The following is a 16,991-nucleotide window of genomic DNA, read 5'->3' as shown; positions in this document are numbered from 1 at the left end:
TGAAAAGATTGTTATCTTTTGAGAAGATTTTATGCTCTGTAATTTATGAATTTTATTTAAATTTTTCTAAAGAGGTTTTGTTATGATTAAAGAAAAACGTCAACAACCACATTTATTGATTGTGGAGGCACGTTTTTATGATGAAATTTCTAATGCTCTTCTTGATGGTGCGATTAGTGCTTTGCAGAAAGCTGAAGTGACTTATGATATTATAACAGTTCCTGGGGCATTAGAAATTCCTAGTGCGATTGTTTTTGCTGAACATAACAGTAATAAAGTATCTTATGATGGTTATGTTGCGCTTGGTTGCGTTATCCGAGGAGAAACATATCATTTTGAGATTGTTGCTGATAATTCTTGTAGAGCATTGATGGATTTAACGGTTCAAAAGCATTTAGCGATTGGAAATGGTATTTTGACTGTTGAAAATGAACAACAAGCGTGGGCGCGTGCGCAAGAAAATAAAAAAAATAAAGGTGGTTTTGCTGCTGAAGCTGCTTTATGTATGATTGCTCTCAAAAAGAAATTTGGAGATAATCATTAAATATGACAGATATAAAAAAAACGTATTCTCCACGTTTAGCGAATAAACGTGGAGCGGCAAGATTAGCTGCAGTACAGGCACTTTACCAAATGGATATAGTAGGGAGTGGTGTTATAGAAACAGCCGCTGAGTATGAGACTTATCGTTTAGGAAAAAATATTGATGGTGATCAGTATCTTGATGCTGATTTTCAATGGTTTAAATCTATTATAGCAGGTGTTGTGCAAGATCAAAAAAAATTAGATCCTATACTTCATCAGAGACTTTCTGAAGAATGGTCACTTTCTCGTCTTGATTCAATATTACGAGCAATATTACGAGCAGGTTTATGGGAGTTAATAAACCGAAACGATGTTCCTGTTGCTGTTGTTGTGAACGAGTATGTTGATATAGCAAAGGCATTTTTTGAAAGTGATGAAGCAAAACTTGTCAATGCAGTTTTAGATAGCATAGCGAAAGAAATCCGCCTCTCCAAGTAATAACAACTTGAGAAGCAATATAAGGATTTCTTTAGTGTAGATTTATAATAGGTGTTTTACAAATATTTTTAAAAATTACCGGTTCGTCGTTGGTAATTTTACAGTTTTTGTATAACCATTAATAATCTGAGTTAAGAAAGAGTGATCTTGAATAGTTGTTGGTGTTGTACGGGAAATAAAATCAAATATTCTTCCATCTTGTAGGCCATAATGAGCGATTTTTGCAACTTGGTGATTTTTATTAAAGTAAATAGCTAAAACTTTACGATTAATAATTCTTGTTTTCATAAATTGCATTCCGCGATGCCGAGTTTGTGAAATATAATAGAAAACTTCATTATTGTACTTTGTTTTTAATGAAGGAGACCCCAAAGCTAAAAGCACTTGTTCTTGACTTGATCCAACAGAAACAGTGTCAAGAGCACTTGGATCAAGAATATATCCTTCTTGATATATTTGACTTGAATTTAAAAAATTAGTTGAACCACATCCCGCAATTACTGTTGTACTTGCTATGAGTAGACTGCTCAGTAATTTATATTTGATCGAATTGAGTTTGTAGGTTATCTGAAACAATTATATCTCCACGTTAACACAATAATATAGTAGGTCAGGTATTCTAAAATATTTTTAAACTTTTAAATCCAATATAGTTTAGCATAGCTTACATTTTATTGTAAGAGAGGTTATGTCATATAAAGCTTTTTATCAAAGAAAAAAGTGCATAAGATACAATCTATCTTAATAAAAGAGCGCTATATTACATCTCTTTATATTTCGGAGTTGTTAATGAATATTCAAAATGTTTCTCAGATGACGTTCGCTCTGTCTTATCCAGTTTCAGTACATTCATTACCTGCTAAAGGTATAAAAGTTCATATTTGCGCAACTCAACGCGAACGTACATACTTAGCAAAGAATCATGATTTAGTCGAAGTAAAATCTTGTGAAGGTAGTTTTCATATTTTACCATGGAAGAAACGTGGAGTGAGAGTAAAAGGGGTGTTGCGAGCACAGATAATCCAATCATGTGTTGTAACATTAGATCTTTTGGAAAATATTCTGCATGAAAATATAGAAGTTGTTTTGGTTCCTGAAGATTCAAATTTAGTTAAGCCAGAAGTGTTAGAAGATACAGGTGAATTGTTTTTAGAAGCGGAAGGAGCAGATACACCAGAGATTTTTTATGGTGATAAAATTGATGTTGGTGCAATCATGGAAGAATTTTTTGAATTATCAATTGATCATTATCCACGGAAAGAAGGCGCGAATATGAATCTGTTTCAATGTTCAGAGTCAGTTGATCAGAAATTATCACCATTTTCTATTTTGAAAAAATGGCAAGAATTATAAATACGTAAAAAATATTTGTTGTGTGTTGGAATAAAAGCAGTATTTTCTGCAAACGGTTTGGATGAAAGTTTTTGTTATTCTTGAATAAACAAAGTCTTGAATATCAATTTTAAAAATGTGGGATATGCGAACGTGATTAGAGTTTCTGTGGATGTAATGGGTGGTGATTATGGCCCAGAGGTTGTTATTGCGGGAGCAGCAATCGCACAAAAATGTTTACCCAATATTCATTTTTTATTTTACGGTATAGATGAAGCCGTTAAACCAGTTTTGAAAAAATATCCTTGTTTAGTTGCTTCATCACACTTTTATCCTACGGAAGGTTATACACGTATGGATGAGAAACCTAGCCAAGCACTTCGGACTGGACGTGGTAAATCATCAATGTGGTATGCTATTGAGGCTGTAAAAAATGGTGAAGCAGATGTTTGTATTTCTGCTGGGAATACCGGTGCACTTATGGCAATGTCTTACTTTTGTTTAAAGATGATGGCGGAAGCTGAGCGCCCTGGGATTGCAGGTATTTGGCCAACACTGCGTAATGAAAGCATTGTTTTGGATATTGGTGCGACAATTGGTGCATCTGCTAGTCAATTGGTTGATTTGGCCGTTATGGGAGCTGGTATGTTTCGCGCTTTATATCATGTTGAAAAGCCAAGTGTTGGGCTTTTAAATATTGGGGTTGAAGAAGCTAAAGGCCTCTATGAAATCAAAAAAGCAGGAATGATATTGCGTAACGTGCAATTAGAAGGGTTGGAATATAAGGGTTTTGTTGAAGGAAATGATATTGGTAAAGGAACAGTAGATGTTGTTGTCACTGAGGGATTTGCGGGTAATATCGCTTTAAAAACAGCAGAAGGAACTGCACGGCAGATAAGTGAGACTTTGAGAACTGTTATGCGAAGCTCTCTTTTTTCTTCTCTTGGTTATTTTTTATCACGCGGTGCTTTTCGTAAACTAAAATATAAGATGGATCCTGATCGAGTTAATGGTGGTGTTCTTTTAGGTTTGAATGGTATTGTAATAAAAAGTCACGGTAGTGCTAATGCTGGTGGTTTTGCTTCTGCTATTCGCATTGGTTATGAGATGGTCAACAATGAGCTTTTGAAGAAAATAACGGCTGATTTAAGACGATTTCATGAAAATAAAGCGACAATTTTGAGTGATGAAAGTGCAGTGATGGTTGATGAGGAAATAATATGATCAACATTCGTATTCTCAGTCAAAAAAAACAGGAAAAGGTCAAATACGAATGATTCGGTCAGTTGTTTGTGGTATAGGAAGTGCTTTACCTAGAAAAAGTTTGTCTAATGATGAGATTGCAAAATTTGTTGAAACATCTGATGAATGGATTGTTCAGCGTACAGGAATTCGCCAGCGTTATATTGCTGACTCAGATGAAACAACTGTTTCTTTGGGGGTAGCCGCTGCAAAAGCTGCGTTAACAAATGCGGGTATGACGATAAAAGATATTGATTGTATTATTTTAGCAACTTCAACACCAAACCGTACTTTTCCTGCTTCCTCTGTTGAGATTCAGAATGCTTTAGGAATGAGTCATGGTTTTGCTTTTGATATTCAAGCGGTTTGTTCTGGTTTTATTTTTGCATTAACAACAGGAGATGCTTATTTACGCTGTGGAACAGTCAAAAGAGTTTTGGTGATTGGATCTGAAACGTTTTCTCGAATTTTAGATTGGCAAGATCGTACAACATGTGTTTTATTTGGTGACGGTGCAGGTGCAGCTATTTTAGAAGCACAAGGAGTAGAAAATAATAGTTTTTTTGAATCTGGTATATTGTGTACAAAACTGCGTTCTAATGGAGCGTATACAAATAAATTATATGTTGATGGCGGTCCTTCGACAACACAAACGACAGGTTATTTACGTATGGAGGGGCGAGAAGTTTTCAAGCATGCAGTTGGTATGATCACTGATGTGGTTGATGATTGTTTTACATCTGTTGGTATAAATTCCTCTCAATTGGATTGGTTTGTTCCTCATCAAGCTAATAAGCGAATTATCGAAGCATCAGCTAAAAAATTAGGGATTGCAATAGATAAGGTTGTCATTACCGTGGATCAGCATGGAAATACATCTGCTGCATCAGTTCCATTAGCTTTGGAAACCGCTGTTCAAGATGGAAGAATTAAAAAAGGAAATCTCGTTATGTTAGAAGCTATGGGAGGGGGGTTTACATGGGGAGCGGTTCTTATTCGTTGGTAGGTTAAGTCCAACTTGACCATATTTGAATAAAACGTATAAATCACTGTATGATTTTTAATATTGGAATGGGTGGTTATAATGACAAGTAAAACAGTAACGCGTGTGGACTTGGCTAACGCGGTTTGTAGGAGAGTGGGCTTGTCACACACTGAATCTGCGGCTTTAGTTGAGCTTGTATTGGATGAAATTTGTAATTCACTTGTCAAAGGTGAAGCGGTTAAGTTATCTTCTTTTGCGACTTTTCAAGTACGAAATAAAAGTGAACGAGTTGGACGTAATCCTAAAACGGGTGTAGAAGCGCTTATTCCACCACGGCGAGTGGTGACATTTAAAGCTGCAAATGTGCTTAAACAAAGAATTGTCGATTCACATCGTGCAAAACAAAAGTAATTTTATATAAATTGATAATATTAAAATTTCTTATATTCAATGATAGAAATTTTAATTATAAGGTATCTTATATTTATTATTTTAAAAGATTTTTATCTAAAATGCATTTAATATAGCCTTATTTTTGACTAATGTTGCTTAAAAGATTAAAATTAATTATTTGCTGTGAAATTGTTTGTTTAATTTTAAATAAGGTGTTGCAAAATGGATAAGAGCCCTGATGCGTTTCGCACAATTAGCGAAGTAGCAGATTTGTTGGGGCTTCCACAACACGTATTGCGATTTTGGGAAACACGTTTTTCTCAGGTTAAGCCATTGAAACGTGGTGGTGGAAGGCGTTATTATCGTCCTGCTGATATTGATCTTCTTAATGGTATCAAGCAATTACTTTATGGGCAAGGTTATACGATAAAGGGTGTTCAGCGCCTTTTAAAAGAAAATGGTTGCGCTTTTGTGATTGCGCTCGGTAGTGGCGATCTTGATGCTATGAATATAGTGATGGAAAAAAAACACGCGGAACAGATGCCTGATCTTATTCCAGCAAAACCTAAAAAAGCAACGTTTGGACTTTTAGGTTTTATGAGAAATGAAGAAGAAGCCTCCGTTGGTAGAGTTAATAGTCACGAAGATAAAACTGATAAGGCATTATTGCAAGAGGCTTTGTTTGAATTGATTGAATGTAAACGGACTCTTGATAGAGCGAGATAGCAGCAGCCATTTGTTGTTATTATTGTTGAATAATTTCTTCAAATGTTCATCAATCGGTGTAAATCAGGAGGGGTTGCTTCATTGGAGAGCTGTTTAATTGCTTCTTCTACAGATAAAGAAGTTTGGTCGGTACTTCCTAAACGACGCATATTGACGCTATTTGTTTCAGATTCACGTTTTCCGCAGACCAGAATTACAGGAACTTTTTGTAAAGAATGTTCCCGTATTTTGTAATTAATTTTTTCATTACGAAGGTCTGATATTGCAGAAAGACCGGCGGCTTTAAGTTTTGTTGTTATTTTTTTGGCATATTCATTAGCTTCAGATGTAACTGACGCAACAACAATTTGTTGAGGCGCAAGCCAAAGTGGCATATGTCCAGCAAAGTTTTCGATTAGAATACCGAGGAAACGTTCCATTGATCCAAAAATAGCGCGATGGATCATAACAGGCTGGCGTTTTTCTGAATCTCTGTCAATATAAAATGCACCAAAACGTTCAGGTAAATTAAAGTCTACTTGTGTTGTTCCACATTGCCATTCGCGTCCGATAGCATCTTTCAGTGTATATTCAAATTTTGGTCCATAAAATGCTCCTTCACCGGGAAGAATACTCGTTTTAATTCGCCCTGCAGATTCTTGTTCAATTGTTTTGAGAACAGAGATCATAATATTTTCGGCGTGATCCCATAATTCGTCGGAACCAACACGTTTTTCTGGACGTGTTGAAAGTTTGAGACTAATTTCTTCAAAACCGAAATCTGCATATGTTGATAAGATAAGATTATTAATCTTAAGACACTCATCAGCTAATTGATCATCGGTACAAAAAATGTGTGCATCATCTTGTGTGAAACTCCGTACACGCATGAGACCGTGCAAAGAACCTGAAGGTTCATAACGATGAACAAGACCAAATTCAGCAAGTCGAATAGGTAAATCGCGATAAGATTTTAAACCATGCTTAAAAATCTGTACATGACCGGGACAGTTCATAGGTTTTAGGGCATAAATATATTCATCATCCCAATCATCAGCAGCAGGGATTGTTTTAAACATATTTTCTTTATACCATCCCCAATGACCGGATACTTCCCAGAGTGATTTATCAAGAACTTGCGGTGCATTAACTTCCGCATATTGGTGTTCATCGAGACGTCTCCGCATGTAACTGATCAGGTTTTGAAACATTTTCCAACCTTTGGGATGCCAGAAAATCATCCCTGGGCTTTCTTCTTGAAAATGGAATAAATCCATTTCACGTCCTAAGCGACGATGATCACGTCTTTCGGCCTCTTCGAGTAAATGAAGATAAGCTTTTAAGTCATTTTCGTTAGCAAATGCAGTCCCATAAATTCTTGTTAACATAGGATTATTTGCATTGCCACGCCAATAAGCTCCTGCAACTTTCATTAATTTAAATGCATTTCCAATTTGTCCAGTGGATTGCATGTGTGGACCACGACAAAGATCAAACCAGTCGCCCTGATAGTAAATTTTTACATCTTGATCTTCAGGGATAGCATCAATAAGTTCAACTTTGTACAGTTCACCTTTTTCAGTAAAAATTTTCTTAGCTTTTTCACGAGACCAGATTTCTTTTTTGAATGGTTTATTGCGTCGAATAATTTCTCGCATCTTTTGTTCAATGGTTTTGAGATCATCTAACGTAAAAGGTTGTTTTCTGGCAAAATCATAATAAAAACCGTTTTCAATAACGGGTCCGATTGTAACTTGTGTTTCAGGAAATAATTCTTGTACAGCTTCAGCTAAAACATGGGCACAATCATGGCGTATTAATTCAAGTGCACGTGTGTCATCACGCGTAATAATTTCTACTTGACCGGATTCTTTTAACGGATCTGACAAATCTCGCATAATGCCGTTAAGGCTATAAGCAACTGCTTTTTTCACAAGTGATTTAGAAATGGATTCAGCTAATTCCAAACCTGTCATTTGAATAGGGTAATCGCGTTTTGAGCCATCAGGAAAAGAGAGAGAGACGGAAGAAGACATAAAAACACCTTTTGGTTCCAATTCCGCCAACGATTGCGGATGGTTTTGTGAAAAATTAACAACAATCAGCTAAAGACAATAAATTAATTTTTTATCAATATGCATAAAAAAAGAAAAGAGCTATTTAAAGAAAAGAGCTATTTATTGTGTTGTGTATAAATTTTCCAATAACGCCAAGGTTTATAAAAAGAATAAGTTTTATCAAGTGAAGTTGGCACTGGATCAAAACCGCGAGTTCCAAAGGGACCACAGCGTATAATACGAAAAAAACCCATCCACGCACCAGCCCATAAACCATGACGTGCAATTGCTTCATAGATGTATTCTGAGCAAGTTGGTGTGTGGCGACATTGATTTCCTATAAAACCTGAAAGTGTTATTTGATACAAACGTATGAATGTAATACCTAATAATCTCCCAGGTGTTTTGCGCCAAGAACCTGTGTAATTTCTGGATTGTCTTTTTTGTAAGTTTAAGCATTTTTTAAGCATTTGTTTTTCTTCAATTTATTGAATACAATCTATAACTGCGTCAAAAATGAGCATCGTTGATGCATGCCGTTCTTTATAGTTTTTAATGGGTTGTAAACAAGAAAATGCTTCAAGTGGTATTGAAGGAGGAGGGCCATTTTTTGTGAGCATATCTCGAATTGTTCTACGTAATATTTTAAGATTTTGTGTATTTTGACCAATGACGTGATTTGCTAAGATAGATGCAGCAGCTTGCCCCAGTGCACATGCGTGTATTTCATGAGCAAAATCGATTACGATATCATTTTTAATTTTTAGATCTACAATAACTGTTGATCCACAAAGTCGCCCATATTTTTTTGATGTTGCATCCGGATCATTAAGACGTCCAATTCTACTTATACTGGCAGCATATTCCAGTATTTTATCATTATAAATCTCATTAATCATGAAACAATTGTCTGAAATGTAAAAAGTTATATGGTTTACGCTTTTAATTCACTTATATAGCAATTATATACTAGATAAAATAGATATTGTAACAGACATTTTTTATACGGAGATTGGAGTTTTTATGCATAGTATCGTGAAAGGAGCAGCTGCAGACTCAGTCTCTTTTGAAAATAAGCGCCCTAGTTTAAAGGAAGTAGAAGCAGCAGTACGTACTCTGTTATTATGGATAGGAGAAAATCCGAATCGAGAAGGACTTTTAGATACTCCAAGTCGTGTTGCTAAAGCATATGGTGATCTTTTTTCTGGTTATAATGAATCTGTTGAAGAAATTTTAGGAACTGTTTTTGAAGAAGTTTCAGGGTATAATGAACCAGTCATAATAAAAGATATCCCTTTTTATTCACATTGTGAACATCATATGATACCCATTGTTGGGAAGGCTCATATTGCTTATCTTCCTGATAAAAAGGTTGTTGGTCTTTCAAAAGTTGCACGTGTTGTGAATGTTTTTTCTCGACGTTTACAAACACAAGAAACAATGACCGCTCAAGTGGCTGATGCATTAAATAAATATCTAAAGCCTCGTGGTGTTGCAATCCTGATTGAAGCTGAACATATGTGTATGGTTATGCGGGGAGTTCAAAAACACGGAACTACAACGATTACAACAAGCTTTCGTGGTTATTATGAAAAAAATTCAGTAGCGCAATCTCATTTTATGACGATGATACGCAGATCATGATTATACTGATATGAAAATTTTCGTAATGTATATCAAAAAAATTAAAGATTTTTATAAAATAAATTATAAGAATGTGAAAATAAGCTTGTGACTTGCTTTATGATTTGTTAAATGCCGAGAACTGATACATATTCAGTTTTTTTATGATGTGCGGTCGTGGCGGAATTGGTAGACGCGCAGCGTTGAGGTCGCTGTGGGGCAACCCGTGGAAGTTCGAGTCTTCTCGACCGCACCATTTTTTTTAAATAAAATTTTAATTTGTGTATATTTCCTTGTAATATTATAAATTTTTCAGTTTATATCAAAATTAAAACTGAATTTTTTTTCTTTTTTTATATATTTTTTTATTACATTATATTTTTAATATTTATGTTAAAAGTATTGACTCCCTATTTTTATAAAACTGAATGGTATTGTGGTGAAAAATACAATATTTTTGAGATATTCGGCACTTTTTATTTGCTTGATTACACTCGTGGCATGTAGCAGATCGCGTGCTGTACTGTGGCATGGTATACATGCGACACCATCTATGATTGCTGCACGACAGGAAGTTGAAAAGAATCCTGTTCTGCCAAAAGCGATCATTCCAGTGTATGTGGCAACCAGTCGTATGATGCAAAATAGTTATTCTCAACCTTATGGGTCTGGGCGATCAAATAAAGTCCATTATAATCGTGTTGATGTTGGAATTCCGCAACAACACGTGAAAGGTGTTGTGGAAACAAATGCTTATAAGCCCACTCATGATAAGTATTTTGCAGCAGTAGCTTTGCAAAAATACGATGACAGGGAACAGTTTAAACAACAATTGAATATTGCTTTAGCAAAAAAACCAAAGGGAAAAAGAGAAATTTTTCTTTTTATTCATGGTTATAACAATAATTTTGCGGATGGTACATTTCGTACAGCTCAATTTACTTACGATTATTCTTTAGATGTTGTTACTGTACATTATTCATGGCCTTCTGCTGGATCAATACCTTTATACATTTATGATCGTGATAGTGCGAATTTTGCACGCGATGGATTAATGGAGCTTTTAACTGTTATTAGTAAAACAGACGCTGATTATGTTTCTATCATTGCACATTCTATGGGAAATTTTGTTACGATGGAAGCGTTTAGAACTTTAGCATTACAAGGAAAGTATAAATCCATTCAACGTATTACAAGTCTCTTAATGGCTGCTCCCGATATTGATCTTGATGTATTTGAGCGTCAGCTTAATGATATTAAAGAACTTCCACGGCCGACAGCTGTTCTAGTATCACGCAAAGATAAAGCTCTGGCTTTTTCAAGACGTTTGACAGGTGGGCATACTCGAATAGGAGATGGTTCAGATATTGAGACATTGCGCGAAAATGGGATTGCTGTTTTAGATGTTTCTGATGTTGATGGTGGAGCACATAATGTATTTGCATCTTCGCCAACATTAATGGCTCTTTCTCGAGAAGGTTCTCTTGCTTCAACGATTATGCAAGGTACTGAATTAACGCCTAGTCAAGCAATTCTTGCTGATGGCAGCAGTGTTTTAGAAAAAACTACGCGTTTTATTCTTTATACACCCGCACATTTTTTATCTCCGCTAACTTATCATTATCCATTTACTCATCATTAAATATAAGAAGAGTAAGCTAATAGTTAAAAAAAATGAAAGCGATATTTTTTAGTACTTTCTTTAGAATAATTCTGTAGAAGAAGAAAAGAGATAGTAGAATAAATTAAAAAAACAATCATTAGGTCAATGTATGATGGTTGCGCAGAAACGCCGTACTAGTACACTTAAAGTAGTCGATCATTTTTCTTACTCTGCAAAGAGATTGTTGGATATCCACGCTATGCTTTTGAAAGTTAAGAAAGAAAATCGAGATAATAACCCAGATTTATTGTATCAACTTGATGCAACTAAAAAGCAGTTGGATGAAATAAGCTACGCCCTTATTTTAGAGTACAGAAAACGCCAAGAAAATGAGCGTTCTTTAAAACAGATTCTGTTATCAATTTCTGATCAACTTTTTTCACTTAATCATGATTTTAAAGAAAATAGTCGTCTTTTTTTTCAAGAAATTAGAATGCTTCAGTCTCAGATACAATATTTTTCTACTGTTGAACAAAAGAAGTGTGCCTTTAATGAGCAAGATTCTTCTTATTTTCCATCAAAAATTGATGAAATTATTAAACAATTACAAAAAGCACGAGAAAATCTTATTCTTGAAAATCCTCATCTTTTTGAAAAAGAATTATAAATTCAATTTCCTATGAATTTAAGTATTGAAAAAAACGCTATAAATGTAATTGAAACTATTAAAATAAAACTATCATATAAGAAAATAAAATTGATAGAATTTTTCAGAATTTTTCTTGCATTTGTTTAAATTCAATAGAAAATTCTTATATTTTTGTAATATTGTTGCTTAAAGTCTACAGATCTCAACTTTTATATAGAAAGTATATAGCAAGCTTTTAAGCTATTAAACTTAAAATTGACAGTATTAAAACAACATTGCCTCATTTTAAACAATTTTTCTGTTTTTTACATACATTGTATTTAAAATACAGTAACGAGGCGTTAATGAGTTTACAAATTGATCGTTTAGAAGCACTAATTGAGTTTTCTTATCATTCAGCTCGATTGAAGCAAAAGCCAGTTGCTTCAGTTTCTTCTCATAATATTTTTACTTTATATGAAAATGATTTATTTGGATTACCTGGTATTAAGTTAAATGAAAGTGATACAAATGAAGATGATGAGGTTTGGTTATCCGTTGAACGTCTGCAAGAAACTAAACCGCCAGAGGTAACAAATCAGTACCTCGAACCATGGTTGTTACTATTTCAAGATCCGAATGAAGAACCGACTTTAAAACAGAGTGTGTGTAAAAGAGTTCTTCTAGGTGCGGAAATTTATTCGGACAATGAAAATTCAGAGCTTTTGGTAATCAATTCTAATGAAACGGTTAATTTAGAAGATTATTCTGAGCGTCACGAAGTGCTTACTTTATATGAAAAATACATCAATGAAGAATGGATTCCATGGGCAAATGAGGAAAAAAAACGGCGCCAAACTATCAATATTTATTCTAAATTATTTAATTTGAAACAGATATTGGACGGTAATATTTCTGGGGGACCTATTGAATTTGTTTGGGGGATTGGTTTTGGAATTTTGAAAACTTCAGAAACGACTGTTTGTTATCCACTAATTAATCAATGTGTTGAGCTTTCATTGGATAAAGGTACGGGAACCTTTGAGGTGCGTCCAAGAAATATTCCACCTCGAATGGAGCTTGATTGGTATGCAACACAAGATAATCCTGGAGTAACAGAACTTGAAAAACAGGCCAAAGAATTTTTTGAAAATTTACCTAGTATTTTCTCTCCCTTTGATCGCAATACTTATGAGATACTTCTGAGAAGCGCAGTAACTCACTTGGACTCTAGTGGAATCTATTGGCCTTCGCAAACTTCATTGAATGATAGAACGCATCCACCTGCTGAAGACAAATTAAAAGTGACGGATACTTGGGTTTTGTTTGCTCGTCCTAAAACAAATAGTGCATATCTTCAAGATCTTGATCGTTTCAAAAAAGAAATAGAAACATGCAAAAATATTCTTTCAGTAATACCTGAATCTGCAATATCTGAAATTTTTATGGATCCAATTGATGAAAATCCAGAGATTGAATTTTCTAGTTTTCGGGGTGTATCAACGAGTCATTACGAGAATCGATCAGTTGAGTCTCATAAAAGTAAAGATCTTTATTTTCCGAAACCGTTTAACGATGAGCAGGTTCAAATTATTCAATTTCTCGAACGTTTTAATGGAGTAGTCGTTCAAGGTCCACCTGGGACAGGAAAAACGCATACAATTGCTAATATTATTTGTCATTATCTTGCACAAGGTAAGAAAGTGCTTGTTACGTCGATGAAAGATTCTGCTCTTGGAGTCTTAACAGATCAAATTCCTGATGAAATCAGATCGCTTACAATTGCATTGCTAAGCAATGAGGAAGAGGGATTAAAGAAATTTGAGCAATCAATAAATAAAATTGCATTTGAGATCCAAAATATTAATCGGACAGCTGTATCAGAAGAAATTAAACATCTTGAGGAATCAATAGATAGTTTTCATGGACAATTGTCTTGCATTGATAGAGATATTTTTAGTTGGGCGAAGAAAAATCTTGATAAGATAGTTATAGATTCCAATGAACTGAGCCCTGAAGAAGCTGCTAAAGAACTTGTCAATAGTCAAGGAACTTTCGAGTGTATACCAGATCCAATAAATATTACTAAAAATTTTAAACCAAAATTTAATGATCAAGATATCTGTGAACTCCGTGCAATGAGATCTGAATTGAGAAGAGATCTTATGTATCTCAATGCTTCGTTGCCACAATTGACTGAGTTTCCAGATGAATGGTCTATGTGTCAAATACATGAAGATTTATTACAGTTCGAGCAACTTAAACGTGAGGTTGAAAACGGAGAAGTTCCGAACCTTGTAGATTTTTCACAGAATACTATCGAAACAGTAAAAATTTTAAAAGATACAATTAATGCATGGAAAAATGTTCATCGAACTTTGCATGACACAGCTTATCCGTGGATCAATGCAGTAAAAATTCAACTGTGTGATCCGAATAAAGAACGTGTTCAGTATTTGCTTGATGAATTAGGAGAAAAATTAAGTGCGATCAAAAAACAACGTGAATCTTTTTTAAGTCGACCAGTTACTATTTCAAATAACTTTGAAACAAATAGTGAGCTTGTTAATGCCGTCAAAAATCTAGCTTCAGGAAGAAAACCCTTTGGTTTTGTTGGTTGGATAGGTAAATCTGAAGAAAAAAAGATATTAGATTCTATTCAAATATTAGGAAATTTTACTAAATCAATAGATGATTGGAAACATGTTGAAGAATATATTATTTTACAACAGTCTTTACGTGAATGCACACTTGTATGGAACCAGCTAGCAAAAGACCTCAGTTTACCTATCTTGGATGAAACTCCTCAGGGAGGCCTAAATGCAATTGAGATTTTTACTGTCTACGAGGACATTAAAAAAGAATTGAATTTTGAGCAAGAAATTTTTCAGAAAGTATCTACAATATTTCCTTCATGGGTGGGAATTGAAAATGAAACTATAAATTTGGAAACTCTAGAAGAATTACACAAGATACTCCAACATCATTTAAAACAGAGTCGCCTTATTAATGTATATACACAGCAAGCTCAATTTCAAAAAATACTTTCAGAACACAACGGTCCTGTTGTTGAAACGATCAAAGATTTTTTTAATCAGACTCTTGGTAACCCAGCAATAAATAAGAGTGAAATACAAAAAAAATGGTCTGAATTGATGACAGAACTTTCTCGTGTTTTAGCGCTAAGATCAAAACTAGATACAGTTCAAAAAATCACAGACTTAATTTGTGAGTCTGGAGCTCCTCAATATGCAGCATTGTTGCGTGAACCATTTGATAATCTTGCAGCAAATGATTTATTACTAAGTAATTGGAAAAAGAATTGGAAACTTAAGCGTTTGGATACATATTTAAACGAGATTGATGCACATGAAGAATTGAAGAAGTTATCAAAACAGCGGTCTGACACTGAGAAAGCTCTTTCAAACGCTTATAAAAATGTTATAGCTAAACGTACGTGGTTGAAGTTTTCTGAAAATACTTCGTCACGTATTCGGGCAGCGTTGCAAAATTATTTAATTTCTATACAAAAAATAGGTAAAGGCACAGGTAAGCGATCAATTCGCTATCGACAAGATGCACGGAACGCTGCACATTTGGCCAGCTCGGCTGTTCCTTGTTGGATTATGTCGCATTATCGCATTTCTGAATCTCTTCCATCTGAATTAGGATATTTTGATCTTGTTATTATTGATGAAGCATCGCAATCAGATTTAACGGCTTTACCTGCTCTACTCAGAGCTAAAAAAATACTTATTGTAGGGGATGATAAGCAAGTAGCACCTGAAAGCATTGGACTGGAAGAAGACAAAATTCGAAATTTGATGGCACGCTTTCTAAAGAATCAGGTCGAGTTATATCGTCCGCAAATGTCTCCGGATCGTTCAATTTACGATTTATTTAAAGTAGTTTATGCAAAAAGTTCTGTGATGCTAAAGGAGCATTTTCGATGTGTTGAGCCAATTATTGAGTACTCAAAAAGGGAATTTTATAATCATGAACTTAAGCCATTACGTCTCCCAAAAAATTCTGAGCGGCTTGATCCACCTCTGATAGATGTTTTTATTAAAGATGGGTACAGATCTGGCGATGAGAATAAAGTTGAAGCACGATTTATTGTTGAAGAAATTAAACGTATAGTTTCTGATAAACATTATATGAATCGATCTATTGGTGTGGTATCTTTACTTGCGGATAAACAGGCACGCTTAATTTGGGATATGCTTGTAAAGGAATTAGATCCTAGAGAATTAGAACGACATAAAATTACTTGTGGTGATGCTAGAACTTTTCAAGGTAAAGAGCGAGATATAATATTTTTGTCTATGGTTGTTGCGCCTAATAATGATATTAGAGCTTTATCAGGAAAAATGTACGAACAAAGATTTAATGTTGCAGCTTCGCGAGCAAGGGATCGTATGTATCTTGTGCGTTCGGTTATGATTGAAGATCTTAGTTCAAAGGATATTCTGCGTCGGAATTTAATTAATCACTTTTCTGCTCCTTTTGCTCAGGATGAAGATCGAAAGGAAGATTTACGTCAACTATGTGAATCTCAATTTGAGACTGAAGTTTATGATGTTTTAACTGAACGCGGTTATTGGGTGACTCCTCAAGTGAAAGTTGGTCAATTCAGAATTGATATGGTTGTTGAAGGTGATAATGATTCTCGTATTGCTATTGAGTGTGATGGAGATAGATATCACGGATCAGACAAGTGGGAAGAAGATATGCATCGTCAAAGAATCTTAGAGCGTGCAGGTTGGGTATTTTGGCGTTGTTTTGCATCGAGTTGGAACCGACGAAAAAGTGAGATGATTGCTGATCTTATTCAGAAGTTATCTGATAATGGAATCGAGCCGATTGGTTTTGATCGTGCTCCTAAGAGTTCTCATACTGAGTTTCGTAGTGTTTTAGTATCAGAGCTAAAAAAAACTGAAATTATTACGGACAATTTTTTAGAAGAAAACATGAACAATTATGCGTGATTAAAAATTTTTGATATATAAGTTCCTTTTGTAGAGAAAATATTATCTAGATATCCAGAGTTTAATGAGAGCATAAGATAAGGTTTCGGATCTTTCTGATAAAATTTCACCATCTTACTAGCTCGCATTACCAACAGTAACTTTTTTATGTGTGGTTTGGTTAAATCAGGTGGATATTCTTTTTCCGTAAATCTAATGGTATGAATTTGTAATAAAAAAGATTTTATGACATTGTACCATCGGCGATTATTTTTAGTTTTCTGAAAATCATGATCGACTAGTTAGTTTCTACTAAAGTATTACAATAAGGATGGGATGTAGTACCTTCGTCTGTTTTATCTACCACTTTTAAAGATTTATTAGATCGAGAAGAAGGCTTCTACGTAGATGAAAATATCTGGCTAGCGGACAC

General features: G+C 34.6%; 15 protein-coding genes and 1 tRNA gene. 12 read left to right on the top strand and 4 right to left on the bottom strand.

Annotated elements, in window-relative coordinates:
- The first annotated feature begins 82 nt into the window (after positions 1 to 82).
- Both NPY00_RS02480 and nusB read left to right on the top strand, forming a co-directional pair.
- Positions 83 to 544: a 6,7-dimethyl-8-ribityllumazine synthase gene (locus NPY00_RS02480; RefSeq protein WP_269020443.1), complete on the top strand. Its 462-nt coding sequence runs from the start codon at positions 83 to 85 to the stop codon at positions 542 to 544.
- A 2-nt stretch (positions 545 to 546) separates the two neighbouring features.
- Positions 547 to 1,023 (top strand): transcription antitermination factor NusB, encoded by a 477-nt coding sequence (gene nusB / locus NPY00_RS02475; RefSeq protein WP_269020442.1) that lies wholly within the window; start codon positions 547 to 549, stop codon positions 1,021 to 1,023.
- Positions 1,024 to 1,098: 75 nt separating this feature from the next.
- On the opposite strand, the gene NPY00_RS02470 is transcribed toward nusB, so the two are convergent.
- Complete coding sequence (locus NPY00_RS02470; protein ID WP_442864023.1) at positions 1,099 to 1,599, bottom strand: outer membrane protein assembly factor BamE; 501 nt, start codon at positions 1,597 to 1,599, stop codon at positions 1,099 to 1,101.
- Between the two features lie 213 nt (positions 1,600 to 1,812).
- Here NPY00_RS02470 and NPY00_RS02465 point away from each other — a divergent pair, with 213 nt between their 5' ends.
- The 5 genes from NPY00_RS02465 (at position 1,813) to NPY00_RS02445 (ending at position 5,701) form a co-directional block, all read left to right on the top strand.
- Positions 1,813 to 2,376 carry a YceD family protein gene (locus tag NPY00_RS02465; RefSeq protein ID WP_269020441.1) on the top strand — a complete coding sequence of 188 codons (564 nt, stop codon included), beginning with the start codon at positions 1,813 to 1,815 and terminating at the stop codon, positions 2,374 to 2,376.
- A 132-nt stretch (positions 2,377 to 2,508) separates the two neighbouring features.
- Positions 2,509 to 3,579, top strand: a complete 1,071-nt coding sequence (gene plsX / locus NPY00_RS02460; protein WP_269020440.1) for a phosphate acyltransferase PlsX — start codon at positions 2,509 to 2,511, stop codon at positions 3,577 to 3,579.
- Positions 3,580 to 3,628: 49 nt separating this feature from the next.
- Complete coding sequence (locus NPY00_RS02455) at positions 3,629 to 4,603, top strand: beta-ketoacyl-ACP synthase III (protein ID WP_269020439.1); 975 nt, start codon at positions 3,629 to 3,631, stop codon at positions 4,601 to 4,603.
- A gap of 78 nt (positions 4,604 to 4,681) precedes the next feature.
- The gene (locus NPY00_RS02450; protein WP_269020438.1) at positions 4,682 to 4,993 is read left to right on the top strand and encodes an integration host factor subunit alpha; all 312 of its coding nucleotides are present in this window, start codon (positions 4,682 to 4,684) and stop codon (positions 4,991 to 4,993) included.
- 204 nt (positions 4,994 to 5,197) lie between these two features.
- Entirely contained in the window at positions 5,198 to 5,701 is a 504-nt protein-coding gene (locus NPY00_RS02445; RefSeq protein ID WP_269020437.1) for a MerR family transcriptional regulator, read from the top strand.
- A 38-nt stretch (positions 5,702 to 5,739) separates the two neighbouring features.
- On the opposite strand, the gene thrS is transcribed toward NPY00_RS02445, so the two are convergent.
- From thrS to NPY00_RS02430, 3 genes are all read right to left on the bottom strand, one after another.
- Positions 5,740 to 7,716, bottom strand: a complete 1,977-nt coding sequence (thrS, locus tag NPY00_RS02440) for a threonine--tRNA ligase (RefSeq protein ID WP_269020436.1) — start codon at positions 7,714 to 7,716, stop codon at positions 5,740 to 5,742.
- A gap of 137 nt (positions 7,717 to 7,853) precedes the next feature.
- Positions 7,854 to 8,207, bottom strand: a complete 354-nt coding sequence (gene yidD / locus NPY00_RS02435) for a membrane protein insertion efficiency factor YidD (RefSeq protein ID WP_269020435.1) — start codon at positions 8,205 to 8,207, stop codon at positions 7,854 to 7,856.
- A 15-nt stretch (positions 8,208 to 8,222) separates the two neighbouring features.
- On the bottom strand, positions 8,223 to 8,636 hold the full coding sequence (locus NPY00_RS02430) for an iron-sulfur cluster assembly scaffold protein (RefSeq protein ID WP_269020434.1): 414 nt from the start codon (positions 8,634 to 8,636) through the stop codon (positions 8,223 to 8,225).
- A gap of 124 nt (positions 8,637 to 8,760) precedes the next feature.
- On the opposite strand from NPY00_RS02430, the gene folE reads away from it, so the two are divergent.
- The 5 genes from folE (at position 8,761) to NPY00_RS02405 (ending at position 16,579) form a co-directional block, all read left to right on the top strand.
- Positions 8,761 to 9,381, top strand: coding sequence for a GTP cyclohydrolase I FolE (folE, locus tag NPY00_RS02425; RefSeq protein WP_269020433.1), 621 nt, complete (start codon positions 8,761 to 8,763; stop codon positions 9,379 to 9,381).
- A gap of 150 nt (positions 9,382 to 9,531) precedes the next feature.
- A tRNA-Leu gene (locus NPY00_RS02420) sits at positions 9,532 to 9,616 on the top strand.
- A 183-nt stretch (positions 9,617 to 9,799) separates the two neighbouring features.
- On the top strand, positions 9,800 to 11,002 hold the full coding sequence (locus NPY00_RS02415) for an alpha/beta hydrolase (protein ID WP_269020432.1): 1,203 nt from the start codon (positions 9,800 to 9,802) through the stop codon (positions 11,000 to 11,002).
- A gap of 133 nt (positions 11,003 to 11,135) precedes the next feature.
- Complete coding sequence (locus NPY00_RS02410; protein ID WP_269020554.1) at positions 11,136 to 11,630, top strand: hypothetical protein; 495 nt, start codon at positions 11,136 to 11,138, stop codon at positions 11,628 to 11,630.
- A gap of 326 nt (positions 11,631 to 11,956) precedes the next feature.
- Positions 11,957 to 16,579, top strand: coding sequence for an AAA domain-containing protein (locus NPY00_RS02405; RefSeq protein WP_269020431.1), 4,623 nt, complete (start codon positions 11,957 to 11,959; stop codon positions 16,577 to 16,579).
- Positions 16,580 to 16,991: the final 412 nt, after the last annotated feature.

The organism is Bartonella sp. F02, from assembly GCF_026929975.1.
GTDB lineage: Bacteria > Pseudomonadota > Alphaproteobacteria > Rhizobiales > Rhizobiaceae > Bartonella.
This window is presented reverse-complemented; position numbering and strand designations above follow the sequence as displayed.